This window comes from Exiguobacterium aurantiacum, from assembly GCF_024362205.1.
Lineage (GTDB): Bacteria > Bacillota > Bacilli > Exiguobacteriales > Exiguobacteriaceae > Exiguobacterium > Exiguobacterium aurantiacum_B.
In genome coordinates, this window is the sequence record NZ_CP101462.1 from 2229779 (window position 1) to 2254854 (window position 25076).

Sequence of the window (25076 nt, forward strand, 5' to 3'; positions counted from 1 at the left end):
GCGGATACGTAATGATCTGCCATTCGGCCGGTAATGTAGATGTTCCCTTGCAACTCCGTTTCAATCGTTTCTTTCACGATTGTAATCTGTTTGTAACGTTATGACTTTTGACCGATTGATTCTCTTTCTATTATATGCATCCGAATCATGCATAAAAAAACCTTCCGCCTGAGACGGAAGGTTTCATCTTATTCAATGACTTGAGTCTTCTTTTTCTGACCGCACGACTGGCGCACGACCAAATAATGTGGCACGATGACACGTTTCCCGTAAGGCGGGGCGCTATCACCGATCTGCTCAATCAGACAGTTTGTCGCCTCAAAACCGAGCCCGAAGATATTGATTTCGACCGAAGTGAGCGGCGGATTCGAGTGTTCGGCGATGTAGACGTTGTTGAAACTGACGACGGCGACATCCTCAGGGATTCTGAGGCCCATCTCACTGAGCGTGCTGATGACACCGAGTGCCATCATATCGTCACTGACGACGACGGCCGTCGGCGGCTCTTCTAGTTGGAGCAACTCGCGTACGGCTTTGGCGCCGCCTTTCGTCATGAACTCGGCACGAGCGATATAATCTTCACGAACCGGGATACCCGCTTCCATGAGCGCCGTCGCGTAACCGTTTCGCCGATCTTGTGTGACGGCGAGCTTATCCGAGCCACCGATGAAGGCGATGCAACGATGACCGAGATTGTATAGATGTTTCGTCACTTCGCGACCGGCCAAATAGTTGTCCGTGTCGACGTACGTGATTGACGAGGCATCCCCGAACGGCTTCCCGACGACGACGAATGGGAATTTTGTCTGACGTAAGTATTGAACGACTTTGTCGTCTTCCCGTGAATACAAGACGATGACCCCGTCGACGCGGCGTCCTTGGACCATCTCGATGACTCCTGACAATACCTCTTCTTCGGTCACGCCCGTCGTCATGTATAGCGAGTAGCCGTTTTGATGGGCTTTGGTGCTGATCCCGCGTAACACTTCAGGGAAAAATGGATTTTGTAGCGTTTTCGTCGCCGCGCTCGGCATGACGAGACCAATCGATTGCGTCGAGCGGTTGGCGAGGCTTCTAGCGTGGATGTTCGGATGGTACCCGAGTTCTTCCATCGAACTGCGTACACGCTCTTTTGTTTTCTGACTGATTCGCGGACTGTTGGCGATGACGCGAGACACGGTCGACGGTGCGACATTGGCGTGTTTGGCGACATCTTTAATCGTGATTTGCATGATGCTCCCCCTTGCTTCCGTTAGTTCAAAGTTCCCTATCACAGGGTATCGTCAGCTCGCGCTTTTGCGACGCTTCCACATGACCAATCCAGTCAAGAAAATCGGGATGGCGACCACTAGTAGACCAATCGTCCACATGTTTACTTCCGATTCTTCGACGATGTAGGCGTTCGCGCTTTCTCCCGCGAGCTTGATGGTGAACGTGCCACGGCTGTCCGTGACAAGTTGTGAGAACAAGAGACCACGAAGGCGTGTGTCTTCTCCGACTTCGCTTACCTCGAATTCAATCTCTCTGTCCTCGGCGTTCATATTGATGGCGTACAACGCGACATCGTCGCCGTCGCGACGTTCGAACACGGCCATGCCATCTCTCGAGGCAATCATCCGTTGTTCGCCGGTCGCAAACACCGGGTATTCGGCGCGCATCCGGTTCATCGTCGTGACGTATTCATGAAGTTCTTCATTTCCAGGGAAATCGGTCATGACCCGGTTCGCCGGATCGGCCCCACCTGATTGGGCGTTCTCCGTCCCTTGGAACACGATCGGCATCCCCGGTGACGCATACAGGGCGAATAGTCCGAGACGCAAGCGACGCTCGGCCGACTCGGCACCCCCTAGTTCCGCGACGTGCATGAATCGTTCGACGTCGTGGTTATCAAGGAAAGTCGCCATTTGGTTCGGATCGTCAAAAAATGTCTCGGCGTAGCTAGCGGCCACATCGATTTCATCGACGTTCGCCGTCTTTTGCGTCATCGTCTTCGAGACGCGGTCATAAAACGTGAAGTTGGTGATGCTGTTGAAACCTAGGTCGTCATACTCGGCGACGTACTGCGGGTCCGGGTCGAACACTTCGGCCAAGAGGTAAAAGTCAGGATCGACTTCACGGACCGCTTTGACAAAGTCTTCCCAAAACGGCTTGTCAACGTGTCGTACCGTATCGAGGCGATAGCCATCGATCCCGGTCTCTTCGATCCAATACGTGGCCGCCTCGAGCAAGTAGTCTTTCACTTCCGGGTCTTCGGTTTTAAAGTCTGGCAAGTCGAACAACCAGTGCGTCTCGACTTGTTCTTGATCGTTCCAAAGCACGATCGGTAACTCGTCATGGAACCAATCCGGTCGTTCTTCGACCCACGGATGGTTCGGCCCGACGTGGTTGACGACAAAGTCGAGGATGACTTTCATATCCCGTTTATGCGCCTCATCGACGAGTTCTTGTAAATCTTCTTTCGTCCCGAATTGGGGATCGATGTTGTAAAAATCTTTGATCCAATAGCCATGGTAACCGTCCGGCATGTTTTCAAACACCGGTGTCAACCAGACGGACGTGAATCCGAGCGACTCGATGTAATCGAGTTTTTCAATCACGCCTCGGATATCGCCCCCGTGAAAGGCTTTCGGGTCATTTTTATCGACCTGGTCATTGTTATCGGGATTCCCGTCAACGAACCGGTCGACCATGATAAAGTACATGCGTTCTTGTTCCCATGATGCTGCTTCTTTCGCTCCGACGACTGTTGGAAACAAAAGAAGCGACAGAAGAACGAGCACGACGCCTCGCCTCATATCGCTTCCCCCTTAAGTGAGTATTATCCTTTCGTACCACCGGCAGTGAGACCCGAGACGAAGTAACGTTGGAACATGAAGAACAAGAGAACGATTGGAAGGGCCGAAAGGACGGCGCCTGCCGCGAACAACGTGAAGTTGTTGTCGAACTGTCGAGAGATCATGTTGTAAAGACCAACCGCGAGCGTCTGTTTCTCTGGTGAACGAAGGACGAGCGATGCCAAGATGAAGTCGTTGAACGGGCCCATGAAGTTAAAGAGGGCGATCGTTGCGACAATCGGCTTCGCGAGCGGCAAAATGATTTGCCAGAAGATACGGAGGTGACCGGCACCATCCATCCGAGCGGCTTCATCGAGCTCTTTCGGAATCGTATCGAAGTAACCTTTTGCGAGATACGTGTTCATCGGAATCGCGCCACCGGCATACAGCAGAATGAGCGCTGTGTGCGTGTCGAGGAGACCGAGCATGTTGAGAAGCACGAAAATCGCGATGATGGCGACGAATTGCGGTACCATTTGCAAGACGAGGAACAAGATAAGCGAGTTCTTCCGTCCGACAAAGCGGTAACGCGAGAATACATAGCCAGTGATGGTAACGAGAATGACCGAGAGCGCCATCGTGATGAAAGCGATTTTCAGCGTATTCACATACCATAAACTATAATCTGAAACCGTCAAATCAAACAAGTTTTTATAGTGAATAAACGTTGGATTCGAAGGAATAATCGTCGATGTGATTGTACGTCCCGGGTTAAATGACGTCCCGACCACCCAAAGCATTGGATAGAGAATGATGATCGACGCAAGCGTCAAGATGACATAAGAGATCGCCAAATTGATTCGTTTTTGTTTTTTCATATCAGATCATATCCTCGTCTTTGAAAGATTTTGTCCGACGGAACTGGATGACGGCAAGTGTCATGATGAAGAATGACAAGATGAGCGTGATCGCAGCCGCAAGTCCGTATTGCGGGTTGGCTCCGAGAGACAATTTGTAAATCCATGAAATCAAGATATCGGTACCGCCGGCAGTTTGGCCCGGTACCGCCGGTCCACCGCCGTTAAAGAGATAGATGATGTTGAAGTTGTTGAAGTTGAATGTGAACTGCGTGATCAAAATCGGTGCTGTTGCAAACAAGAGCATCGGCAACGTGATCAAACGGAACTTGTCAAAGATGGTCGCGCCGTCAATCGTCGCCGCTTCATATAAATCACCAGGAATCGATTGCAAGACCCCAGTCATGAGCGTCATGATGAACGGGAAGCCGAGCCACCATTGAATCAAGATAAGCGCACTTCGTGTCGCCGTCGGATCGGTCATCCAGTTGATCGGATCAAGTCCGAACGCCGGAAGGATCGTCGTGTTGAACACACCGAACGATTCGTTGAACATCGAACGGAAGATCAAGATCGTGATGAACGCTGGAACGGCCCATGACAAGATCAAGATCGAGCGGAACAAGCGACGGAAACGAAGGCCTTCTTGGTTCAAGAGAACCGCGAGGAAGATCCCGATCGCGATGACACCGACCGTCGAAGCGACCGTCCAGACGAGTGTCCAGCCGAGAACGCCGACGAACGTGTCGCGCCAGATGTCGATTTCAAAGATACGTGTGAAGTTTTCAAAGCCGACCCACTCGACGAGTTTCGCCGGTGGCGCATTGTTGTAACGATAGTTTGTGAATGCGATCAAGAATGTGAAGATGAGCGGTAATACGACTGTGAAGACGAGCAAGATGAGCGACGGGATTAACATCAAGTATGGGAATCCATGGTCGCGCAAGTTGCGGAGCTGCACTTGGAACGTTGGGACGTTTAGGTGCTGATCACGAATGCGACCGACTCGGTAGGCGTCACGAATGTTCCAGATGTAGAACGCGATCCCGAAGAAAAGTAAGATTAATGCGACAATCCCTTCTACCATCAAGAAGATGGAGTGGTCGTTACGAGGTCCTGCCACTTCGCCAAGCGTGATCAATCCCCAAAGGCCACCACGGTCGCCAGGTCCTGCGCCCGCTCCTTTGAAAAAGAGATCGTAGTTTACTGCAAAATAAGACATGATAACGATAAAGAAAGCGATCGCTTTCGCTTTTTGATTATTATAGAATTGACCGGCTCCCGGAATGATCGAAAGCAATGCGGCGTTCCGAGCGTGATTGGTCGGTTTTTCCGGACGTTGTTCCGGCGTTTTAGGGTTCGCAATTGAAGCCATCCTCAATTTCTCCTTTCAATTTGAGCAAATCAATCGAGCAAGCGTTTGCTCAATTCTAGAAAATGAGGGGGAACGCCAGTCGGCGTACCCCATCATTTCATATCCTTATTGGTTGTTCGCTTGGATTTGTTGCTCGATGACTTTAACAGCATCGTCAGCTGATTTTTGTGCATCTTGCTTGCCAGTTGCTACAAGCTGAAGCGCTTGAGCCATTGGCTCCCAAACTTGTCCCATTTCAGGAATGTTAGGCATTGGGATTGCGTTCGTTGCTTGATCGAATACCGCTTTCGCAACTTCGTTCGACGTGATTGTCTCGTTCGACTCGAGAGCTGCTACTGGTGGGATCTCGTTGTAAGCTTCAAACATCTTCAATGCGTTCTCTTCGTTTGTGAGTTCTGCGAGGAACATTTCAGCCCACTCTTGGTTCTCCGTGTAAGCAGAGAGTGCATATGTCTTCACGCCCATGAACGTCTTGATTGGCTCACCGTTTGGAAGTGTCGGCATTGCAGACGCTCCAAGGTTGATGCCCGCATCTGTGTAACCAGCTACGGCCCATGGTCCGTTCATGACTGTGTGTGCTTTCTTCTCAGTGAAGAGTTGGTCCATCGCTTGGCCGCCAGACTCGCCGATCAATCCTTTAGGGAAGAGGCCTTCTTCGTACCATTTACCGATGTACTCGAAGCCTTCGACTGCGCCTTCGTTGTTCAAACCGATGTCAGTTGGGTCGAGCGCGCCACCGTCTTCTTTGAAGACGTAACCGCCGAAGCCAGCCACGACACCGTGAGCGAAGTAGAAGTTATCCCAAAGACCGAGGAATCCGTACTCGCCTTTGTCTTTAAGATCTGTAGACAACTTGTACAAGTCGTCCATTGAAGCAGGAGCTTCTGATACCAAATCCTTGTTGTACATGAGGACTGGTGTTTCAACTGATTTCGGGTAGCCGTAAGCTTGTCCGTCGAACATGACAGCCGATTTCGAAGCGTCAGTGAACGCATCGAGCGCACCTTCGTCAGTGAGCGGGTTCAAGTGACCTTGGTCAGCGATTGTTCCGATTTGGTCATGTGGTACGAGAACGATATCAGGACCTTTTCCAGCTGGGCCGTCAAGCGCCAACTTGTCCTTTTGATCCGTCATTTGGACTTCAACGACTTCAACTGCGACGCCGTGTTCTTCTTCAAACGCCTTCGCAACTTCTTTCGTCGTTTCCGACTTTTCAATATCTTCCCAAATTACGATTTTTTCTGGCTTGTTCTCGCTAGTAGAACCGCCTTCGTTAGTAGAACCGTTGTCCGTACCGCCACCACATGCAGCCAGTGCACCGAAAGCGAATACTGCCGTTGAAAGTCCTGCTACCATTTTTTTCATCTTCATGATGAAAAACCTCCCCAAGGAAATAGTATGGTCAGATTTGCGCAATCGCACCGACCTACTGATTTAATCAACTCCGCTACAGAATCAGTAGGTTAGTGAAAACGTTTGCATCCTCACCTCAATTTTTATTATACAGTTGTGTAAGCGTTTTACAAGTCTTTTTTTTTCGCTTTTTTATTGTGGTTGTCCCATTTATCTCTTTTTGAATTTTTTATGGCCCTATTTCGTAAAAAATGGCGAATCGAACGATTGACAAAATGTAAACGCTTTATTAACCTGTGCTTGAGCAAACGTTTTCACAACTGTTGTTTCTTTTCTGAATAGACAGTGTAAAATGGTTATAACCCTTAATAGAGAAAGGAATTCAAACCCATGATCAAAGAAGCTATTTATCATCGCGCCATGTCCCCTTTCGTGTACAAGTACGACCGAGAAACGATACATATTCGATTCCATACGAAAAGAAATGATATCCAATCTGTTGACTTAATTTGGAATGATCCGTATGACTGGCATTCGGAAGATCCGGCCATGTGGAACTTCGACCCGGACAAGCCAAGTTTCTGGCGTACGTTCGAGACACCGATGGACAGGATCGGTCACGACGAGCAGTACGACTACTGGTTCATCGCCATCAAACCTCCGTTCCGCCGGCTTCGCTACGGCTTCCGTCTACATGACGGGAACGAAACGGCCGTCTATACGGAAAAAGGCTGGTTCGAAGACAAGCCGCTCGACGATACGGGTTATTACTTCTGCATCCCGTTCATCAACCCAGTCGACATCTTCCACGCCCCGTCGTGGGTGAAGGATACGGTCTGGTATCAAATCTTCCCGGACCGGTTCGCAAACGGCGACACTTCTAACGACCCGGAAGGCACGCTCCCATGGAATAGTACCGAACCGACGATCACGAACTTCTTCGGCGGCGATTTCCAAGGCATCATCGACCATATCGACCACATCGTCGACCTCGGGATTACCGGGATTTACTTCTGCCCAATCTTTAAAGCGACGACGAACCATAAATACGACACGCTCGATTATATGGAAATCGATCCACAATTCGGCACAAAAGAGCAGTTCAAGCAACTCGTCGACTTGCTTCATGAGAACGGCATCAAAGTCATGCTCGATGCCGTGTTCAACCATGTCGGTTACAACCACCCATGGTTCTTGGACGTCGTCGAGAACGGACCACAGTCGGAATATCGTGACTGGTTCTATCTTCGCGACTTCCCGATCGAGACGACGCCGAAGCCGAACTACGACACGTTCGCTTTCGAGAAGAACATGCCGAAAATCAATACGGAGCACCCGGCGTTAAAAGCTTATCTATTAGAAGTGGCCCGCTATTGGGTCGAAGAATTCGGCATCGACGGCTGGCGGTTAGATGTGGCGAACGAAGTCGATCACGCTTTCTGGCGCGACTTCCGTAAAGCCGTGAAGCAAGCGAACCCGGATGCGTACATCCTCGGTGAGATTTGGCATGACGCCCAGCCGTGGCTCAAAGGCGATCAGTTCGATGCGGTCATGAACTATCCATTCACGAACGCAAGCCTCAACTATTTCGCGCTCGACCGGACGTCCGCTTCCGAGTTCCGCAATGAATTGACACGCGTCGAGATGATGAACACGACGAACGTGAACGAAGTGACGTTCAACCTGATTGACTCACACGACACACCGCGTGCCCTTACCCGGACAAAAGGACATAAAGGGAAGTTCAAACTGCTCATGATGTCGATGCTTACGTATACAGGCAGCCCATGTATCTATTACGGGGATGAAATCGGTCTTGAAGGTGAACAAGACCCGGGTTGCCGTCGCTGTATGCCGTGGGACGAAGCTGAAGAAGACCGCGAGTTGTTCCGTTACGTGCAGAAGTTGATTCGACTCCGCAAAGAGCACCCGGTGCTCGCGAACGGCGGATCGTATCGCTTCAATCTCGTAGATGACGGGGACAATGCCCTCATCATCGAGCGTTGCACGAAAGATGAGACGTATTTGATATACTTCAATAACTCGGATTCTGTATCGAAGCTCAACCCGCTCGGCCATACCGGAAGCGCTTACGACTTGCTACACGACCGTGATGTAGACTCACTCGAAGTCGAACTCGCACCGTACAGTGCCACGATTTTAAAAATGAAATAAATTCCGTTTTGCACCCGTTTCGACGGGTGTTTTTTTTGTTGAAAATAATTTGCCAAATCCCTTTCTTTTTCATTTCAAAAGGAGTAACATGACCCTTGTGATTTTGACAACGTAAATATTTCATATAGAGAATTGTAGAAACAAGGGAGAATACACAATGCCGACAAAAGACACCGAACAGCTTAGTTTATTTAAAATTTCGTGGCCGATCTTCATCGAACTCGCACTCCACATGGGGACCGGGATTATCGCCACACTCATGCTCGCCCATTACTCCGATGCCGCCGCTTCCGCGGTCGGCGTCGCCAACCAAATTTTGAACGTCTTCTTAATCGTCTTCAGCGTCACCTCGGTCGGTGCGACCATTTTGATCGGTCAAGCGATCGGCGCCAATCGGATGAAGAAGAGTCGCGACTTCGCCCGTTCTGCCGTCAGCCTGAACATGTGGCTCGGTGTGCTCATGGTCGCCGTTGTGTTCTTATTCGGTGAGACGTTCCTTCGTCTGTTCGGTCTATCGGAGGAGCTGTTCGCCCACGGTCTGTTGTTCTTGCAAATCGTCGGGTTGTCGCTATTCACAGAAGCGCTCATCATGGCGCTCAGTTCCGTCCTTCGGAGCCACGGGATGACGAAGCACGCGATGCTCGCGACACTTCTCATCGATATCATCACGGCCATCGGGGCCATGATTGCCGTCATGGGCTGGTTCGGTCTCCCGGTAACGGGAGTCGCCGGTGTCGCATGGGCCATCGTCATCGCCCGCTTCTCGGCCATGATTTTGTTGTTCTGGATCGTCAAGAAGCGGCTCATGCTCCGTTTCCCGCTCAAAGAATTGATTAAGCCGCAACGCGACGACATTCGCGCTTTGCTTCAAATCGGGGTGCCGTCGGCTGGAGAGAACTTGTCGTACCAGTTCTCACAAATCATCATCACCGGTTTCATCGCCACGATGGGAGAGGCTTCTCTCGCCGCCCGAGTCTACGTCATGAACTTGTCAATGCTCGCCTTCTTGTTCACGGTCGCCGTCGCGCAAGGGACGCAGCTATTGATCGCCCGTGACATCGGCGGGAAACGGTTCAAAGAAGCGTATACCCGCGCCGTCAAGACGCTGAAAATCGCTATGTTCGCCTCACTCGTGGCGTCGCTCGGACTCGCCGTCTTCGGCAAGTCGCTGCTCGGTCTGTTCACATCGAACCCGGACATCATCGCCGTCGGGGTACCGATTTTATGGGCCACGCTCATCCTTGAGCCAGGTCGCGCCATGAACATCGTCTTGATGGGCTCGCTCAAGTCGGTCGGCGACGTTCGCTTCCCGGTCATGATCGGGATCGCCTCGATGTGGGGCGTCGCCGTCGTCTTCAGTTATTTGTTCGGGCTCCAGATGGGACTTGGTGTCCTCGGCATTTGGCTCGCCTTCTCACTCGACGAGTGGTTCCGCGGTTTCTTCGCTTTCCGTCGTTGGAAGTACGGGACGTGGCAACAAAAAGGCTTCCAATTCGAAGCAAAACCAACTTCATAACCAATCAAAAAGAAGCGGTCGCCATGACCGCTTCTTTTCTTATCGATTTAGAAACGCCTGCATCGCCTGGCGATGAACGTCCGTCTGACCACATTTTCGTTGCCAGATGATCTCTTGCTCGAGACCGTTCTCGAACGAGTCGGCTCGGAATAACGCCTTCATGCCTTGCACCGCCGTCGGTGACTGGGCGGCGAGCGTCTCGGCATAGGTCGTCAACCGCTCCAAGTACGCCTCATCCTCGATGAGCTCGGTGACGAGACCGAACGACTCGGCTTGTTCGGCGCCGATTGTGCTCCCGCTCCACATCCAAGCGAGCGCGAGGTCTGGGCGCATCAGACGTCGTAAATGATACGGTCCCCCGGCATCGGCGACGAGACCGATCTTGATAAAGGCAGAACTAAACTTTGTCGACCTGGCGACAAGGCGCACGTCTGCCGCAAGCGCCAGACTTAGTCCCGCCCCTGCGACGACCCCGTGAATTCCGGCGATGACCGGTTTCGGACAAGCTTCGAGCGCCCGGACGAGCGGATGGTAGACCTCTTCTAGATAGAGGCCATAGTCGGCATCCCCCTCGATCGTCAAATCCTGTCCCGATGAGAAGGCACGTCCTTGCCCGACAAGGACGATGACTTGGACGGTCTCGTCTGCCACGAGCTCCTCGATTGCCCCCCTCGCCTCGCGAAGCAGCGTCTCATTCAGCGCGTTCAATTTCTCTGGCCGATTCCATTTGAGCCAGCCGACCCCGTTATGTCGTTCTAGTTGAATCGTTTCCATTCCATTTCCCCCTTCACTAAAATGAATCACTATTCATTTCTCTATCATCCATTCTGTTTCCTTCCTGTCATGAAAACTTTCTGAGTTCGATTGCCCGACGCTACCACTATTTGCTATTCTTAAAAGAGTCGTTCAACGAAAGGGTGGGGCTGATGCAACTGACGAATGCCGCAAGACAATTGAAACAACGGAACATCCCGTTCACGTATCACTCCTATGAAGTGGACGCGTCCGACGTCTCCGCCAAACATGTCGCCGTGTCACTCGGTAAACCGCTCGATCAGCTCTATAAAACGATTTGTCTCGAGAATGAGCAGCGGCGCTACGCCTTTTTCCTCATCTCAGGAGAGTTAGATATCGATTTAAAGGCGGCCGCGAAGGCCTGGGGAGCCAAAAAAGCCTCTCCCGTCCCAATGAAAGAGCTCGAGGCGCTGACTGGCTATATCCGCGGTGGGGTCTCACCGATTGGAGCAAAAAAACGGTTTCCTGTCTACTTGCATGACAGCGCCAAACAGAAAGACACGATCATCATCTCGGCCGGCAAGCGCGGCTATCAACTCGAACTCACACCGGCCGATTTGCTTCGGTTCACGGACGGTCACTGGTTCACTCAATAACAAAGATGGAGGCAATATCTATGTGGAAAGAACGAATCCGCTCATGGATTCCTAACTCGTTTACGTTCGGCAACTTGTTTTGCGGCGTCTTGGCGATCGTTTATGCGGCGCGCGGCGACTTCTCGAACGCGACACTGCTCATCATTATCGCCATGATGCTCGACAGTTTGGACGGACGGCTGGCCCGTATGCTCGGAGTAGCCGGTGACTTTGGAAAAGAACTCGACTCGCTCGCCGATGTCGTCACGTTCGGCGTCGCCCCCGCGCTTCTCGCCTATTACACGTTTTTCATCGATTACGGCAACTACGGTCTTTTCTTCGCCGCTTTGTTCCCGTTGTTCGGTGCTTATCGTCTAGCTCGCTTCAACTTGTCGGCGACGAACGTCACGGCCAGTTATTTCTCGGGTGTCCCGATCACAGCGGCCGGTGGGCTGCTCGCCGTCGTGACAACGTTCGGGGACCAGATCAACGAACTGCTCACCCCAATCTTCTTCACGGGTCTCGCGCTGCTCATGGTCAGCCGCGTCCGCATCCCGAGTTTTAAAGACGTGCCGCTCCCGCGCCACTCGTTCATCATCACGGTCAGTCTCATTTATTTGACGTACATGATTTTCGCGCGCTGGAAAGAATGGCCATCGTTTTGGTTCATCGCCGTCACGTTCTACGTCTTATTCATCGCTTTCTCGTTCGTCAAAAAACGAAAACGGATGGCGAATTGATGGGTCCCTCTCAAGGGACTCTTTTTTTTGCATGCATTTATTAGACGCAAGCCGCAAACCTCTCTAGAATGAGAATAGAGGTGATGAAATGAAAGTTTATCCATGGATTTGGAAATGGTTTTTAGTTTGGTATGTCGTCGGGGTCGTCCTCGTCGGCTTTGATTTGTTGCCGAGTTGGCTCGAATGGGCGAACCCGGTGTTCTTGTGGCTTGCCGGTCTCATCGGCGGTTGGGTGATTGCGGACGGCGTCCGCCACGCCCGATTGATCGTCCCGTTCATCTTCTTCGGATCGATCGCCGTCGAAACGCTCGGTGTCAAAACCGGGTTCCCCTTCAGTGAGTATATTTACGCGGAGGCGTTCGGTCCCACCGTGTTCGGTGTACCGGTCACGATTGGGGCGGCCTGGCTCGCCGTCATCGGCTCGAGCTTTGCCGTTGCCCGCTTGTTCTCGTTCAAGAACCGGACGCTCTTGCTCGTCCCATTCCTCGCCGTTTGGCTCGACATGGCGATCGACCCGGTCGCCGCAAATGTGAAAGGCTACTGGGAATGGGCGAATGATGGTCTGTATTATGATATCCCGACGCAAAACTTCGTCGGTTGGTTCGGACTGTCGCTCATTTTCTCTTGGTTGCTCGACCGGTTTGAAGTCGAAGCCGAACCGATGTTACTCGGACACGGACGTTATTTGTTCGTCATGCTTCACGCCTTGTTCGGTGTCACGGCCGTCAACGCCGGTCTTTACGGCATCGGCGTACTCAGCGTTGTCACAGCTGCAGGCCTCATCTTGTTAGAACGGAGGAGCCGACATGATCGAAGCGAGCAAAAAGAAATGGTTCAATAACTTGTTCTCGACGTTCGTCAAAGAGCGTCAAATCCGTCCGTTTTTCCATACGATTCACGTCCGGGCCGATGACGTGCCGACACCAGGATTGTTTTTGAGCACACATAGCTCCTGGTGGGACGGAATGATTCTGCTCATGTTGAACGAATATTACTTGCGTCATGACGTCCACGTCTTGATGGATGAGGACGGGTTGCGCCGTTTCCCATTCTTCCGTCACTTGGGCGCGTTCTCCATCAAAAAAGGCAAACTGTCGGATGTGCGCGCCTCGCTCGACTACGCCAATCGGTTGTTACTCGCAGGCAAGTCCGTCTGGGTGTTCCCACAAGGACGCGAGTATCCACAAGAACATCGTCCGCTCGAGATTGGCTCAGGCGTGACGATGCTGCTCCACCAGCCAGAAGTCCGGCTGTGCGCCATCTATTACACGTTCGCGTCACACGCCGCCCCACTCGTCTATGTGCGCTTCCGCAACCATACGATCGTCTCTGAGACGAGACGGCTTCAAAAGCAAGAGCTCGCCGCAGCACTCGAACGCCTTTATGACGACACACGTGACGACGTGATCGCGCAGTCCGACCGTTATATCGAATTGTTCCCACCGAAGCGCAGTTTGGCAGATTGGACGGAGCACTTACTCCAAATCGGGAGGGGCCGCTGATGGTGATTTTGTCGCTCACGTTGTTAATGTTGCTGTTCACGTTGGTGAACTTGCTATTCCTCCGTCCGCTCACCGCACCCATTCCAGCTCCTCCGACCGCGGTGTGCATCCCGCTACGGAACGAGGAACGGAACGTGCCGAAACTGATCACAAGTTTGAAAGCTGCCTTGGCGGATGAGAGCCACGTCTATTTATACGAGGACCGATCCGAGGACGATACATATGAGGCGCTCATTCGTGCCATCGGCGATGACGAACGCTTCACTATCTTTCGCGGCGTCCCGCTTCCGGAGGGTTGGGCGGGAAAAGTCCATGCGTGTCACCAGTTGGCGACCCGGACGACCGAGCCGTACGTGTTGTTCCTCGATGCCGACGTCACGATCGACCCGACGTTCATCGGACGATTGCACGGCACACTCGTCCAAGAAGGGGCGGTCTTCTTGTCAGGTTTTCCTCGTTTCCCGACACCAACGTGGCTCGGGAAACTGTTGATTCCGATGCAACACGTCCTGATCGCCCAGCATTTACCGCTGTTTTGGCGAAAGGTGCGCCACCCCGCCTTCGCCGCCGCCAACGGGATGAACGTGCTCGTCGAACGTAAAAGTTATGACGACGTCGGTGGGCACGCCTCGATCCACGATTCATTGATCGATGATATCGACCTGTGCCGCGAGTTCAAGCGACGCAAAAAAGTCACGTCGCTCGTCAACGTCTCGCCGTACATCACATGTGACATGTATGCAACGAACGAAGAAGTGTGGAACGGGTTTTCAAAGAACGTATTCAAGGGAATGAATGAAGCAGTGGGCATCGCCCTTTATTTCTTCTTATACTACGGTATCCAACTATCTGCTTTCATCGCATTCCTCGTCCGCACGGATTTGACCTCGTTCTTGGCGTGCATATTCGTCTTGCTCGCTCGATTGGCGATTGACGTCAAATCGGGAGGACGCCATTTTTGGCTCCATCCGTTCAGTCTCATCGCCTACTTGTTGCTCTTGTCGAGCGCGGTCGTACGCAAGTGGCGACGAAAGCCGATTTCATGGAAAGGCCGTACGTATCAATAATCTCGCTAGGAGGCACAACATGAAACATATCGCTATTATCGGGGCCGGGCTCGGCGGCTTGAGCGCCGCCGTCACTCTAGCCGCCCGCGGTTACGACGTGACCGTCATTGAAAAGAATGAACATGTCGGCGGAAAGCTCATGCCGATTATCACCGATGGACACCGTTTCGATTTCGGACCGAATACGATCACGATGCCGGACGTGTTCCGCTCCGTCATCCGCAACAGCGGCGCCAACCCGGATGACTATTTCGAGCTCGTCAAGCTTGACTCGCACACGGTCAATCACTTCTCTGACGGTTCGACGTTCACATTCCATTCAGACCGCGAGAAAATGGAAGCCGAGGTACGCCGTCTGACCGGCGACAAGGCTGATAAAAATCAATTGACCGATTACTTGGACGAGGCGGAGAAACTGTTCGAGATTGCCAACAATCGCTTCTTCACACGGATGGATTCAAAAATCGATACCGGGCTTTGGACCGATATGATGAAAGTACATCCGCTGAAAAGCTTGCATGCGCTCCATAAGAAATATTTTAAAGACCCACGTATCATTCAGGCGCTCGACCGCTATGCGACGTATATCGGCAGCAGCCCGTATGTCACACCGGGCACGTTCGCATTGATCTCGCACCTAGAACTGAATGACGGCGTCTATTTTGCCAAAGGTGGAAATTGGACGATCGCGAAAGGGTTCGCCAAACGGGCGAGCGAACTCGGAGTCGAATTCCGTCTCGGCCATGAAGTCACGAAAATCGAAGTGACGAACGGGAAAGCGCACGCGGTCGTCATCGACCATGAAGAGGTCATGTCTTGTGATGCCGTCTTGTTGAACGGAGAATTGCTCACGCAATATCCACGGCTCGTCGACGCTTCCGACCGTCCCTCGTTCCCGGTACCGACGCGCGATACGATCGAACCGTCCGTGTCCGCTTTCGTCATCATGGTCGGCTTGAACAAGCGATTGAATCTCGCCCATCACAACGTCTATTTCTCAGACGACTACGAAGCAGAGTTCCGGGCGCTGTTCGACGAAGAACGGTATGCGGATGAGCCGACGATTTATATCTCGAACTCGGCCCATACGGACCCATCGATGGGAGAAGCTGGCGACAACTTGTTCATCCTCGTCAACGCTCCGGCCCATATGACCGACATCGATGCCGAGACGTATGAACATTTGATTCGCCGGCGTCTTCGGAAATTCGGTGTCGATTGGGAAGACCGCGACGTCGTCTTCCACCGTCGTGTCACCCCGCTCGACTTGACGCGTGATTTTTACGCGTATTACGGGGCGCTCTACGGGACATCGGCCAACTCGAAAAAAGGAGCGTTCTTCCGCCCTTCCGCCCGCTCGGAAGATGTGTCGAATATCTGGTTCGCCGGCGGTTCGACCCACCCTGGCGGCGGTAGCCCGATGGTGACGCTTTCAGGACAATTTGCGGCCCGATCGATGTTAGAGGACATACCTCTGACAATTTGAACATTTTGTGAACAGAAGATTCGACACTTGTCGACAAGGGATAGACATGATAACATCATATTCGAGTTCAAGCAGTTTTGTAACGTTTGTTACACCTGTAGCGATCGAATGGCTTCCCCGAGCCTATCGCGTTTTGAACTTGTCACACCCGAGAAAAAAGTGATGAGCGAGTTTCCCCACTCGTATCCCGCGGCTGGAACAGCATGCATTATGATGTTCCCCCTTAGTCCATCAAGCATCCTGCTTCAGCGAAGATGCCCCATCGTTTCATTCCCCATGAGACGAGGCACATCTTTAGGGTTCATCACGTCCGATTCGTTCGTTTCCCCGATGAACGAATCACACAACGCTTACACCACTTTTGGTCCCCCGCCAAAAGTGGTTTTTTTATGCGCAAAAAAAGGCAGCCGTCCCGTGACGGCTGCCTAATCTTATAGTTTGGCTAACAGCTTCCCTTTTTGAATCGTCGAGACAAACGCCCGTTTCGTGAAGACGTCGTGTCCGTTCTGCCGGGCCGCGTCCAAGATGCCTTCATAGAGCAATCCCGCCGCACTGACCGGCTTCCGGCTCGTCGCGGGGTACAAGTGATGTGTCTCTCGGGCCCGGACATACAGAAGTTCGGCCCGGCGCGCCATCGTCTCCCAGACGGCAATGAACGCCGGGGTCACTTGCCGCGCGAACAGTGATTCTTCCGAGACACCGAACTCCGTCAGTAACGACTGCGGCACATAAATCCGGTCGCGGTCGAGATCTTCCCCGACGTCACGCAAGATGTTCGTCAGTTGCATCGCGATGCCTAAGTCGATGGCGCCTTGTTTCAACTGCTGTCGCCCGGTCGCATCCACGTCCGGTGCGAGGATCGGCAACAGCATCAAGCCGACGGTGCTGGCCGCATAATAACTATACTGCTCCGTCTCCTCGAGCGTGGCATAACGTGTCTTATGTAAGTCCCATTTCATGCCTTCGGCCAATTCGAAGAACGGTTCGACATCCATGTCGTATCGTCCCCAGACGTCACGTAACGCCACCCAGAGCGCATCCGACAACTGTTCACCTGCCAAGAAGCGGTCGAACTCGTCCAAAAAAACCGTCAAGCTCTCTTCAGGATGATCTGATTCATCGACCGCGTCGTCGAGCGTCCGGCAAAACGTATAGACCGCGGCCACGGCCTGACGGTCTGGTTTGGAGAGCAAGGAAAAGGCCCGATAAAACGTGAGCGAGCCTTTTTTCATTACGTCTTCACAGTGACGATACGCTTCTTGTGTCGTCATGGTACAATGCCCCCATTTCTTCTTCCATTCTTTTCACTAACAGTTGCGAGCCGATCATGACGATTGGGACGCCTCCGCACGGATGCACCGATGCGCCGACGGCGTAAAGCCGGTCGATATGCGCGTACGGGCGGGCCTGCGGTTTGAACGCGGCCGACTGGGCCAATTTCGGGGCGATGCCGAAACTACCGCCTTCGAATAAACCGAAACGTTCCGCATCCATCGGCGTCCGCACTTTCATCTCGAGCACCCGATCTCTGAATGCGGGTACCATCTGCTCGATTCGACCGATCAAATGCTCGATCGCGCCGCTCGTTTCAAAATCCTCACGTTCCAATTTACGCGGGACCGGCACGAGCACATAGAGGACGCTTGTCCCTTCCGGTGCCAGCGAGTCGTCAATCAAAGACGGATTGAACGTATACATCGCCGGATACTTGCTTAGTTTACCATCTTCGAAGATGGTCCGCATCGACCCGGCAAAGTCATCCGGTAAATCGAACTGGTGGACCGGCAGCTCTATTTCCCCTGTCACGGTGAAATAGAGCAAGAGCGTCCCGCTCGACGGTTCATATGATTTCGGCTTGACGCCATCGATCAACCGTTCCATGAGCGGGAAGTCACCGTTGACGACGACCGCATCATACGGATGAATGACACCGTCCACGATGACCGCGTTCGCCTGCCCTTGCTCGACTCGGACCCGTTCCACGTTAGCGTTTAACTCGAATGTAACGCCGCGCCGTCTCAACTCTTGTTCTATTTTCGTCGCAAGTGAAAAATATCCTCCCTTGACGTACCAAATCCCTTCCTCTTGTTCGCGATATGGGATCAAACCGTAGAGGGATGGAGTATCATATGGGTTCCCGCCGATATAGAGCGTTTGGAGGCTGTAGGCGACACGCAGACGCTCGTCTTTGAAGAAGCGCTTCATGTTCTCGTGGGCCGTCTCATACGCCTTTAAACGCATGAGAAGCATCAAAAGCTTCGGCTCGAACAAATCGGTCTTGCCTTTGTAGCCCCGGTCTAAGAACGCATCGAATCCAAGCCGGTATTCTTCCCGTTTTTGGGTCATGTACTTTCTGAAACCGTCACCCTCGTTGAACAGACGATCGATTTCAGCTGCCTGGCGCTCGATGTCACGATATTTGTAGAACGTCGTCCCATCCTCGTAACGAAGACGATAGAGCGGGTCGACCTCAATCAACTCAAGCTCCCGTTCCGGAAAACCGGCCTCTAGCAGCTGGCTTTTCAGTTTCCCCGGCAAGAGGACGATGGTCGGCCCCTCATCGACGCGGGCCCCGTTTTCGAACTCGACATAATTGAGCCGGCCGCCGACCCGTTGTTCTTTCTCGTAGATCGTCACGTTCAGCGACGGATATTTATGGGTCAGGAGTAAGGCCGCGTAAAGCGACCCGATGCCGGCACCGACGAAGCTGATGTTCATTGGCCGACACCTGCCCGGTCACGCAACAGGTTGGCGGTGATGCGCGCCGATTCGAAAATCGTCGGCAGTCCGCTGCCTGGATGTGTGCCACCGCCGACGAGCCAAACGTGGTCGAGCTCCTCGAACTGGTTGTGAGGACGGAAATACATCATCTGTGACAAGTTATGTCCTAAGTTGAACGTCGCCCCTTCATAGACGCCGAACGCTTCCCAATCGTTTGGTGTGAGTGGCTGCATCACCTCGATATGGTTACGGATGTCACGATACGGTGATCGCGTCTCGAGTGCGTCGAGGACGCGCTCGGTCATCGTCGCCTCGAGCGTCTCCCATGGCAAGTTCGAAAGGTTGTTCGGCACCGGGACGAGCACGTAAAGCGACGATTTACCAGCCGGTGCGAGCGTCGGGTCGATTCGTGAGGCGTTTTGGATATAGAATGAGAAGTCCTCGCTCAGTTTCAAATCTCGCGTCATCTCTTTCACGTTCCGTTCGTAATCGTCGGCGAAATGGATCGAATGATGCGCGACATCATCGTAGATACGATCGAGTCCGAGATAGAGCATGAACGTCGAGCATGAATAATGTTTTTTCTTCAGCTGTTTCGGACTCCAGCGCGTGAGCGCGTCCCCTGGGACGAGTGTCGTCATGGCGTGGGCGAAGTCGGCCCCGACGATTACTTCGTCAAACGCATAATGGACGTTGTTCGCCACGAGTCCGTTGACGCGTTTCCCGTCGAGCAAGAGCCGGTCGACACCTTCTTCGAGACGAATCTCGCCGCCCTCTTCTTCGACGACACGGGCCATCGCTGTGCAGAGTTGATTCACGCCGCCGATCGGATGATGCACGCCGTAAGCATGTTCCATGTACGACAAGATCGAGAAACCACCCGGGCACTCCCATGCGGACATGCCGAGATATTTGGCTTGGAACGTGAACGCATACTTCAGCTCTTCGCTCGTGAAATACTCCGACAAGACGTCATACAATGACTTGCCGATCGACAAGAACGGGAGTGCCTTCAAGACGCGCGTTGCCACATAATCTGTCAATTTGTCATGCGCGGTCTGAAGGACCGGCATCAGTTTCGACAGCTTGATGGCTTGTTCGGCCATAAAGCGTTCATAGCCTTCCCCGTTTCCCGGGAACTGCTCTTCGATCGCCTGATGCATTTTATCGCGGTCGGTCGTCATCGACAGGACACGATTCCCTTTATCAAAATAAAGATCATACATCGGCTCGAGCTTCTTCATCTCGACGTAGTCATGCAAGTCTCGACCCGTCTCTTCAAAGATCTCTTCTAAAATATACGGCATATTTAAAAAAGTCGGGCCACGATCGAACGCGAATTCTCCGACTTGAAGACGCGACGTCCGTCCACCGACGAACGCCTGCTTCTCAAACACTGTTACCTTCACACCACGGCTTGCGAGCAGCATAGCGGCCGCAAGTCCTCCTGGTCCGGCACCGATTACGGCGACTCTTTTTTCCGACACGTTGAACAACTCCCTATGTGAAAAGTCTCTTATGCTTCTATCCCATTATAGAAATGACTGGAGACAAGTTCAAATCTGAATCGGCTCGGCGTGTGTCCGTGATGTGTCAATTGTCGCGTTTCGCGAGGACGATGTACCACGAACCTTCTGGGATGAACGGGATGAATCGGACGTTGTCGAAGCCGACTTTGTGCATTTGACGTCGCAATTCGCGAATTGTCGGTAACGGGTGCAAGTTGTCATGGAGGGTCATGAACGCATTGAACGCCGAAGCAAAACGCGAACCGAGGGGCGTCTCTGCGAGCGGGGTGACGAGGACGGCGACGCCGGACGTCTCAAGATTCTCGAGCATCCGTTCGAGCAATTCGATTCGTTTTTCAGGCGAGAAGTAATAGAGCATGTTGTTCATCATGACGGCATCGAACCGGTCATCATGGTCCCAATCCATGAAATCAGCCACTTCGTAACGAATGTCGCCCGACTCGTCCTGCTCACGGGCTTCGGCGATGACCTCTTCTTCCAGGTCAATCCCGGTCAACTTCCAGTCCGGTTCGAGACCATGCAGTTTTCGTAAATAACCACCGTGTCCACAACCGATATCGAGCATTGTCTTCACGTCGGCCTGACGTAACAACTGTTGAACGACCGGGAAGGCGACCGTCTCGACGAGCGTCGACGTCTGTGCGACGACCTGGCCATGCGTCGCCCCATCGAACGTCTTCTGCTTACCCGACTCTAAAAAGTCAGGGTACGCGATGAGCGCCGGGATGTGCAGCTCCATCATCTCTTGGAGCATGAAGCCGATGCTGCGCTCATCTTCGTGCGACAGTTGATACTTCAAACTACGTGTCGGGAAGTAACGCCAACCTTTCTTTTTCAAATGACGAACGGCGACCCCGACTTCGAGCCAACGCTCGAGCGCGAGCTTCGTCAACGGTTGCTTCAAGCGAAGCGTCATCTCCGCAAAGCTGGCTCCTCCTTGAAGCGCATCGAACAACCCATATTTATAGCCGATATACCCGTGCCAAAGCGGCAGGAATGATTCCGTTTGTTTCATCCATCTTCGCGCGTGCAGGACGCGTGACCATTCATTCATCTGTTGTTCCATCGTTTCACCTCATCATCGTTATCACTGATTTTTTTATTTTCCCCTAATAATTTACGGACAAACAAAAAAATCCCACTTCGATGTGCGAAGTGGGGACCAAATCAAATGAAGTTGCTGAAGAACGACTGTCCGTATGGCAACGCATAGCCGATGAAGATCGTCACGAGTGCGAGAATAGCAAAACCGCCGAACATCGTGCCCGCAGGTTTGTGTTTCTTCACACGGATGAGCGTCATCTCACCAAAGATGAGCGCGAGCAGTCCGACCGTGATTTTCACGTGGTAGAACATGCCGCCACCGTTCAATTGTAAATACAAATAAAGTCCTGTGCCGAACGCGACGAGCAACATGAGTCGAAACGCCATATGGGCGATTTTCCCGCTCTTGTTGCCGTTTTTGTAGCCGATATAGGCGACAGCGAACAAGACGAGTAACAAGACCCAGCTCGTGACGTGCGTGTGTAGGAATGCAATCAATGGCATTCAAAGTCCCCCTTTCCATTATGTACAACCTCTATTGTACACGAGTCACTCTGATTGCGGTCAAGCGGGCAACTGAAAAATCTGATCGCCGATCAAAAAGACGCCTGATCGAGGAATGATCAGGCGCCTTGTCGTACTCGGTCTATCAAGCTGTCGTCGATTCTTGTTCGCGAACCGCGTATTCGAAGCTCGGAATCACGACCGTGAACGTCGACCCTTGATGTTGGACCGACTCGACATGAATCTGTCCGGCGTGACCGCGCACGATCTCTTGACAGATCGGGAGACCAAGTCCGGTTCCACCGATTTCTCGGCTGTCCGAATTGTCGACCCGGTAGAACTTGTCGAAGAGACGGTCGAGCGCGTCGCTTGGAATACCGATTCCTTGGTCTTTCACTTTAATCGATACCGATTGGTCATGGTGAGCCAATTCGACGGTGATTTTCCCGCCGTGCGGTGAATACTTCACGGCGTTCGAGAGCAAGTTGCTCATCAACTGTTTGAACTTCTGACAATCGGCGAACAGTTCATACGGACGATCATCGGCCGTGATGAGTTCGAACTTGTGCTTCAGCGAAGAAGCCTCATAGAACGTCATCATGTCGCGGATGACCGGCTCGATATCGAGCTGTTCACGGTCGTACATCTGACTTCCGGCTTCCATCCGTTGCACGTCGAGGAAATCGTTGACGAGATGCGTCAAGCGCTCCGTCTCGGCGTGAATCGTTTGCAAGTACTTCGCCTGCTTCTCGTTCGGCAACTGCTTCTTGACCATGAGTTCGGTGAACCCGTAGATCGACGAGAGCGGTGTCCGCAACTCGTGAGAGATCGTCGAAATGAATTCGCTCTTCAAGCGTTCCGCCTCGGTCTCGCTCGTGATGTCACGGAAGACAAGCAACGTCCCTTTCGACAACCCGCCGACGACGATGCGTTCGGCATACATCTGCAGGTTCATCTCGCCTTTACGGATCGAGAAGCTCACGCTGTCATGCGGGAAGTCGTCGGTGAAGAGGCGATCAGTATACTTCATAAAATCGTCTTCTTGGTCGACCGTCGTCGAAATCGTCTCCCGCCATTCATTCCATGACAGTTCTGCGAGTTCTCTCGACGTGATGTCGTCAAGTTCCGGGAACATTTCATAGAGCGGTCGGTTGACGAAGACGTCATCGGTCGAATGCTCGACGTAAATGACTGCCTCCCGAATCGAGTCGAGAATTCGTTCCGTCTTCCCTTTCTCGCGCGTCATCTCTTCAAACAGACGCATCCGGAGAAGCGAGAGCGACAACTGACGGGCGAACGACATGATGTCGCCCATCTGTGTCTGCGTGAAGCGGTCCTTATAGCGGACGAGATAGATGAACGCGATAATCGAGTCATCCGTCGGGTCATGGACCGGTACGGCCGTCTCATACATGTAGTACGGGTACGGGAGCGGATGGTCGCTCGCGACTTGTTTCGACGAATGGACCGTCGTCCGGAGCGTCATCGCCCGCGTCAAGACTGAATTCTCACTATCGAGCAACTGCCGGGTGAGCGTCTCGTTCAAGCCGTGGCTTGTGATCGAGAACGAGCCCGTCGCATCGACGAAGACGAGAGCGCCGACTTCGGAGTCGGTGATGGCGACCAGTTTCTCGATAATCTCTGGATAAGCCGTCAACGAGTCGCGGGCCGCGAGCGTCTCGGTCAATTCGTTGCGGTACGCCAGGTGCTGCTCGTTCTGTTGTGTCTGCTCCAAGATTTCTTCGAGCTCTTGCTGCTGCGCTTGAAGCTCTTCTTGTTGCGCGATCAATTCTTCTTGTTGCGCTTGCAGCTCGTGGTTCTTCTCGATCAAGTGACGTTCGTTGTCACGAAGCGTCTCGGCCATCTTGTTAAACGACCGGGACATAATCCCAATTTCGTCTTCGCGTTCCATTTGGTCGCTCAAATCGACGATTTCGCCTTTCAACAAGCGGTCAGATGCGATCGACAGACGCGAAATCAAACGTGTTTGACGACGCAGGAACGGTTGGATGAACAACAAGATCAATGCCGCGAACGACAAGATACTCGCAATCCAAAGGAATTGTAAAATGTTATTGTTTAACTTCCAAGCGTCGTATACTTTTTGCTTTTCTTCATCCATCAACGATTTATAATCGTTTAACGCCGTCTCGATTTGTTGGATCGGGCCGAGTGTATCGATGCCGCGCTCTGGGTTATAAGGAACTACCCCTTGCTCGATCAAGCGCTGAGCGGTCGGTAACGCTAACACCGTCTCCGGGTCAATCGTCGTCTCGGTAATTTCACCGTCAGCGCGCAACTGTCCGTACTCCGTCGTCACCGGAAGGATGACGCCGAAATAGAAATCGTGGAACTCTTGCAAGTCTTCTGCGAAAATCTCACCTTGTTTCGTCTGGACGACACTCTTGAACCAGTTGATTTCTTGTTGGAACTCGTTCTCTTTCACTTGGGCCCGTTCGAGCGAATCGGCATCTCCAAATAAGAGATACCCACGCGAATCATATTGGGCGCCTTGCCACTCGTCCCACAACGTGTTCAACCGATCAATCCGTTCATCGACATCTTCTAACCGTTGTTCGTTTTCAGCGACCCGCTCTTCCATGTACGTGTACATGAAAATCGATCCGACGAGTGCGAGCGCGAGGAACGAATAGAGGACGACCATGAGATCGCGTCCGAGTTTTTGTTTAAACCATCTGTTCAATTCACGATGCCTCCTATAATCTTCACCAATTCAAGTGGACTGAACGGCTTCGAAATAAAGTAGTCGACGCCAATCTCATTCGCGCAATCACGATCAGATTGTTGGCTCTTCGCCGTGAGCATCATCACTTTCGTATGTTGACGTCCCGGTAGTTTCCGTACCTTCTCGATGACCTCAAGACCGGTCATGCCTGGCATCATATGGTCGACAATCACGAGGTCATACTCGTTCTGTTCGATTAGCCGATAGGCTTCAAGGCCGTCTGGTGCTTCATCAATGTCATATCCTTCATCTTCTAATGTATCTAAAACAAGCATCCGTAATACTTCTTCATCTTCTGCTAGTAAAATTTTTACCAT

21 protein-coding genes are annotated in these 25076 nt (G+C 52.5%); 8 read left to right on the top strand and 13 right to left on the bottom strand.

All coding sequences use genetic code 11. From position 1 onward, the window contains the following. Positions 1–188: 188 nt before the first annotated feature. The 5 genes from NMQ00_RS11595 to NMQ00_RS11615 form a co-directional block, all read right to left on the bottom strand. Positions 189–1232: a LacI family DNA-binding transcriptional regulator gene (locus tag NMQ00_RS11595; RefSeq protein WP_255176810.1), complete on the bottom strand. Its 1044-nt coding sequence runs from the start codon at positions 1230–1232 to the stop codon at positions 189–191. A gap of 51 nt (positions 1233–1283) precedes the next feature. Further along, complete coding sequence (locus NMQ00_RS11600) at positions 1284–2795, bottom strand: alpha-amylase family glycosyl hydrolase (RefSeq protein ID WP_255176811.1); 1512 nt, start codon at positions 2793–2795, stop codon at positions 1284–1286. A 23-nt stretch (positions 2796–2818) separates the two neighbouring features. After that, on the bottom strand, positions 2819–3652 hold the full coding sequence (locus NMQ00_RS11605) for a sugar ABC transporter permease (RefSeq protein WP_255176812.1): 834 nt from the start codon (positions 3650–3652) through the stop codon (positions 2819–2821). Position 3653: 1 nt separating this feature from the next. Further along, on the bottom strand, positions 3654–5006 hold the full coding sequence (locus tag NMQ00_RS11610) for a carbohydrate ABC transporter permease (RefSeq protein ID WP_255176813.1): 1353 nt from the start codon (positions 5004–5006) through the stop codon (positions 3654–3656). A gap of 105 nt (positions 5007–5111) precedes the next feature. Then, on the bottom strand, positions 5112–6377 hold the full coding sequence (locus NMQ00_RS11615; protein ID WP_255176814.1) for an extracellular solute-binding protein: 1266 nt from the start codon (positions 6375–6377) through the stop codon (positions 5112–5114). A gap of 372 nt (positions 6378–6749) precedes the next feature. Here NMQ00_RS11615 and NMQ00_RS11620 point away from each other — a divergent pair, with 372 nt between their 5' ends. Together NMQ00_RS11620 and NMQ00_RS11625 are read left to right on the top strand one after the other, a co-directional pair. Next, complete coding sequence (locus tag NMQ00_RS11620) at positions 6750–8534, top strand: glycoside hydrolase family 13 protein (protein WP_255176815.1); 1785 nt, start codon at positions 6750–6752, stop codon at positions 8532–8534. A gap of 157 nt (positions 8535–8691) precedes the next feature. Continuing rightward, the gene (locus tag NMQ00_RS11625; RefSeq protein ID WP_255176816.1) at positions 8692–10050 is read left to right on the top strand and encodes an MATE family efflux transporter; all 1359 of its coding nucleotides are present in this window, start codon (positions 8692–8694) and stop codon (positions 10048–10050) included. A gap of 39 nt (positions 10051–10089) precedes the next feature. Here NMQ00_RS11625 and NMQ00_RS11630 read toward each other — a convergent pair whose 3' ends face one another. Continuing rightward, on the bottom strand, positions 10090–10824 hold the full coding sequence (locus tag NMQ00_RS11630; protein ID WP_255176817.1) for an enoyl-CoA hydratase/isomerase family protein: 735 nt from the start codon (positions 10822–10824) through the stop codon (positions 10090–10092). 152 nt (positions 10825–10976) lie between these two features. On the opposite strand from NMQ00_RS11630, the gene ybaK reads away from it, so the two are divergent. From ybaK to NMQ00_RS11660, 6 genes are all read left to right on the top strand, one after another. After that, complete coding sequence (gene ybaK, locus NMQ00_RS11635) at positions 10977–11441, top strand: Cys-tRNA(Pro) deacylase (protein WP_255176818.1); 465 nt, start codon at positions 10977–10979, stop codon at positions 11439–11441. Positions 11442–11461: 20 nt separating this feature from the next. Beyond that, entirely contained in the window at positions 11462–12160 is a 699-nt protein-coding gene (gene pssA / locus NMQ00_RS11640) for a CDP-diacylglycerol--serine O-phosphatidyltransferase (RefSeq protein ID WP_021066674.1), read from the top strand. Positions 12161–12248: 88 nt separating this feature from the next. Further along, on the top strand, positions 12249–13001 hold the full coding sequence (locus NMQ00_RS11645) for a carotenoid biosynthesis protein (protein WP_255176819.1): 753 nt from the start codon (positions 12249–12251) through the stop codon (positions 12999–13001). Beyond that, positions 12967–13662, top strand: coding sequence for a lysophospholipid acyltransferase family protein (locus NMQ00_RS11650; RefSeq protein WP_255176820.1), 696 nt, complete (start codon positions 12967–12969; stop codon positions 13660–13662). The genes NMQ00_RS11645 and NMQ00_RS11650 overlap by 35 nt, the downstream gene beginning before the upstream one ends. Then, a complete protein-coding gene (locus NMQ00_RS11655; protein ID WP_255176821.1) occupies positions 13662–14729 on the top strand; it encodes a glycosyltransferase family 2 protein in 1068 nt (355 codons plus the stop codon). The genes NMQ00_RS11650 and NMQ00_RS11655 overlap by 1 nt, the downstream gene beginning before the upstream one ends. Before the next feature lie 19 nt (positions 14730–14748). After that, on the top strand, positions 14749–16215 hold the full coding sequence (locus tag NMQ00_RS11660) for a phytoene desaturase family protein (RefSeq protein WP_303825631.1): 1467 nt from the start codon (positions 14749–14751) through the stop codon (positions 16213–16215). A 431-nt stretch (positions 16216–16646) separates the two neighbouring features. Here NMQ00_RS11660 and NMQ00_RS11665 read toward each other — a convergent pair whose 3' ends face one another. The 7 genes from NMQ00_RS11665 to NMQ00_RS11695 all read right to left on the bottom strand — a co-directional run bounded on the left by NMQ00_RS11665 (position 16647) and on the right by NMQ00_RS11695 (position 25076). Further along, the gene (locus NMQ00_RS11665; RefSeq protein WP_255176822.1) at positions 16647–17486 is read right to left on the bottom strand and encodes a phytoene/squalene synthase family protein; all 840 of its coding nucleotides are present in this window, start codon (positions 17484–17486) and stop codon (positions 16647–16649) included. Continuing rightward, a complete protein-coding gene (locus tag NMQ00_RS11670; RefSeq protein WP_255176823.1) occupies positions 17455–18933 on the bottom strand; it encodes a phytoene desaturase family protein in 1479 nt (492 codons plus the stop codon). Before NMQ00_RS11670 ends, NMQ00_RS11665 begins: the two co-directional genes overlap by 32 nt. Then, positions 18930–20456, bottom strand: a complete 1527-nt coding sequence (locus NMQ00_RS11675; RefSeq protein WP_255178715.1) for a phytoene desaturase family protein — start codon at positions 20454–20456, stop codon at positions 18930–18932. Before NMQ00_RS11675 ends, NMQ00_RS11670 begins: the two co-directional genes overlap by 4 nt. Before the next feature lie 73 nt (positions 20457–20529). Then, complete coding sequence (locus NMQ00_RS11680; RefSeq protein ID WP_255176824.1) at positions 20530–21531, bottom strand: class I SAM-dependent methyltransferase; 1002 nt, start codon at positions 21529–21531, stop codon at positions 20530–20532. 101 nt (positions 21532–21632) lie between these two features. Continuing rightward, complete coding sequence (locus NMQ00_RS11685; RefSeq protein WP_255176825.1) at positions 21633–22013, bottom strand: YisL family protein; 381 nt, start codon at positions 22011–22013, stop codon at positions 21633–21635. 145 nt (positions 22014–22158) lie between these two features. After that, entirely contained in the window at positions 22159–24717 is a 2559-nt protein-coding gene (locus NMQ00_RS11690; protein WP_255176826.1) for a sensor histidine kinase, read from the bottom strand. After that, positions 24714–25076, bottom strand: coding sequence for a response regulator (locus NMQ00_RS11695; RefSeq protein WP_021066686.1), 363 nt, complete (start codon positions 25074–25076; stop codon positions 24714–24716). Before NMQ00_RS11695 ends, NMQ00_RS11690 begins: the two co-directional genes overlap by 4 nt.

What these genes read in the sequence shown, in the direction of transcription:
- NMQ00_RS11650 (WP_255176820.1), top strand. Translation starts at nt 12,967, where the DNA reads ATGATCGAAGCGAGCAAAAAGAAATGGTTCAATAACTTGTTCTCGACG.
- NMQ00_RS11615 (WP_255176814.1), bottom strand. Translation starts at nt 6,377, where the DNA reads ATGAAGATGAAAAAAATGGTAGCAGGACTTTCAACGGCAGTATTCGCT.
- pssA (WP_021066674.1), top strand. Translation starts at nt 11,462, where the DNA reads ATGTGGAAAGAACGAATCCGCTCATGGATTCCTAACTCGTTTACGTTC.
- NMQ00_RS11625 (WP_255176816.1), top strand. Translation starts at nt 8,692, where the DNA reads ATGCCGACAAAAGACACCGAACAGCTTAGTTTATTTAAAATTTCGTGG.
- NMQ00_RS11645 (WP_255176819.1), top strand. Translation starts at nt 12,249, where the DNA reads ATGAAAGTTTATCCATGGATTTGGAAATGGTTTTTAGTTTGGTATGTC.
- NMQ00_RS11620 (WP_255176815.1), top strand. Translation starts at nt 6,750, where the DNA reads ATGATCAAAGAAGCTATTTATCATCGCGCCATGTCCCCTTTCGTGTAC.
- NMQ00_RS11655 (WP_255176821.1), top strand. Translation starts at nt 13,662, where the DNA reads ATGGTGATTTTGTCGCTCACGTTGTTAATGTTGCTGTTCACGTTGGTG.
- NMQ00_RS11670 (WP_255176823.1), bottom strand. Translation starts at nt 18,933, where the DNA reads ATGAACATCAGCTTCGTCGGTGCCGGCATCGGGTCGCTTTACGCGGCC.
- NMQ00_RS11600 (WP_255176811.1), bottom strand. Translation starts at nt 2,795, where the DNA reads ATGAGGCGAGGCGTCGTGCTCGTTCTTCTGTCGCTTCTTTTGTTTCCA.
- NMQ00_RS11605 (WP_255176812.1), bottom strand. Translation starts at nt 3,652, where the DNA reads ATGAAAAAACAAAAACGAATCAATTTGGCGATCTCTTATGTCATCTTG.
- NMQ00_RS11680 (WP_255176824.1), bottom strand. Translation starts at nt 21,531, where the DNA reads ATGGAACAACAGATGAATGAATGGTCACGCGTCCTGCACGCGCGAAGA.
- NMQ00_RS11695 (WP_021066686.1), bottom strand. Translation starts at nt 25,076, where the DNA reads ATGGTAAAAATTTTACTAGCAGAAGATGAAGAAGTATTACGGATGCTT.
- ybaK (WP_255176818.1), top strand. Translation starts at nt 10,977, where the DNA reads ATGCAACTGACGAATGCCGCAAGACAATTGAAACAACGGAACATCCCG.
- NMQ00_RS11665 (WP_255176822.1), bottom strand. Translation starts at nt 17,486, where the DNA reads ATGACGACACAAGAAGCGTATCGTCACTGTGAAGACGTAATGAAAAAA.
- NMQ00_RS11660 (WP_303825631.1), top strand. Translation starts at nt 14,749, where the DNA reads ATGAAACATATCGCTATTATCGGGGCCGGGCTCGGCGGCTTGAGCGCC.
- NMQ00_RS11630 (WP_255176817.1), bottom strand. Translation starts at nt 10,824, where the DNA reads ATGGAAACGATTCAACTAGAACGACATAACGGGGTCGGCTGGCTCAAA.
- NMQ00_RS11595 (WP_255176810.1), bottom strand. Translation starts at nt 1,232, where the DNA reads ATGCAAATCACGATTAAAGATGTCGCCAAACACGCCAATGTCGCACCG.
- NMQ00_RS11610 (WP_255176813.1), bottom strand. Translation starts at nt 5,006, where the DNA reads ATGGCTTCAATTGCGAACCCTAAAACGCCGGAACAACGTCCGGAAAAA.
- NMQ00_RS11685 (WP_255176825.1), bottom strand. Translation starts at nt 22,013, where the DNA reads ATGCCATTGATTGCATTCCTACACACGCACGTCACGAGCTGGGTCTTG.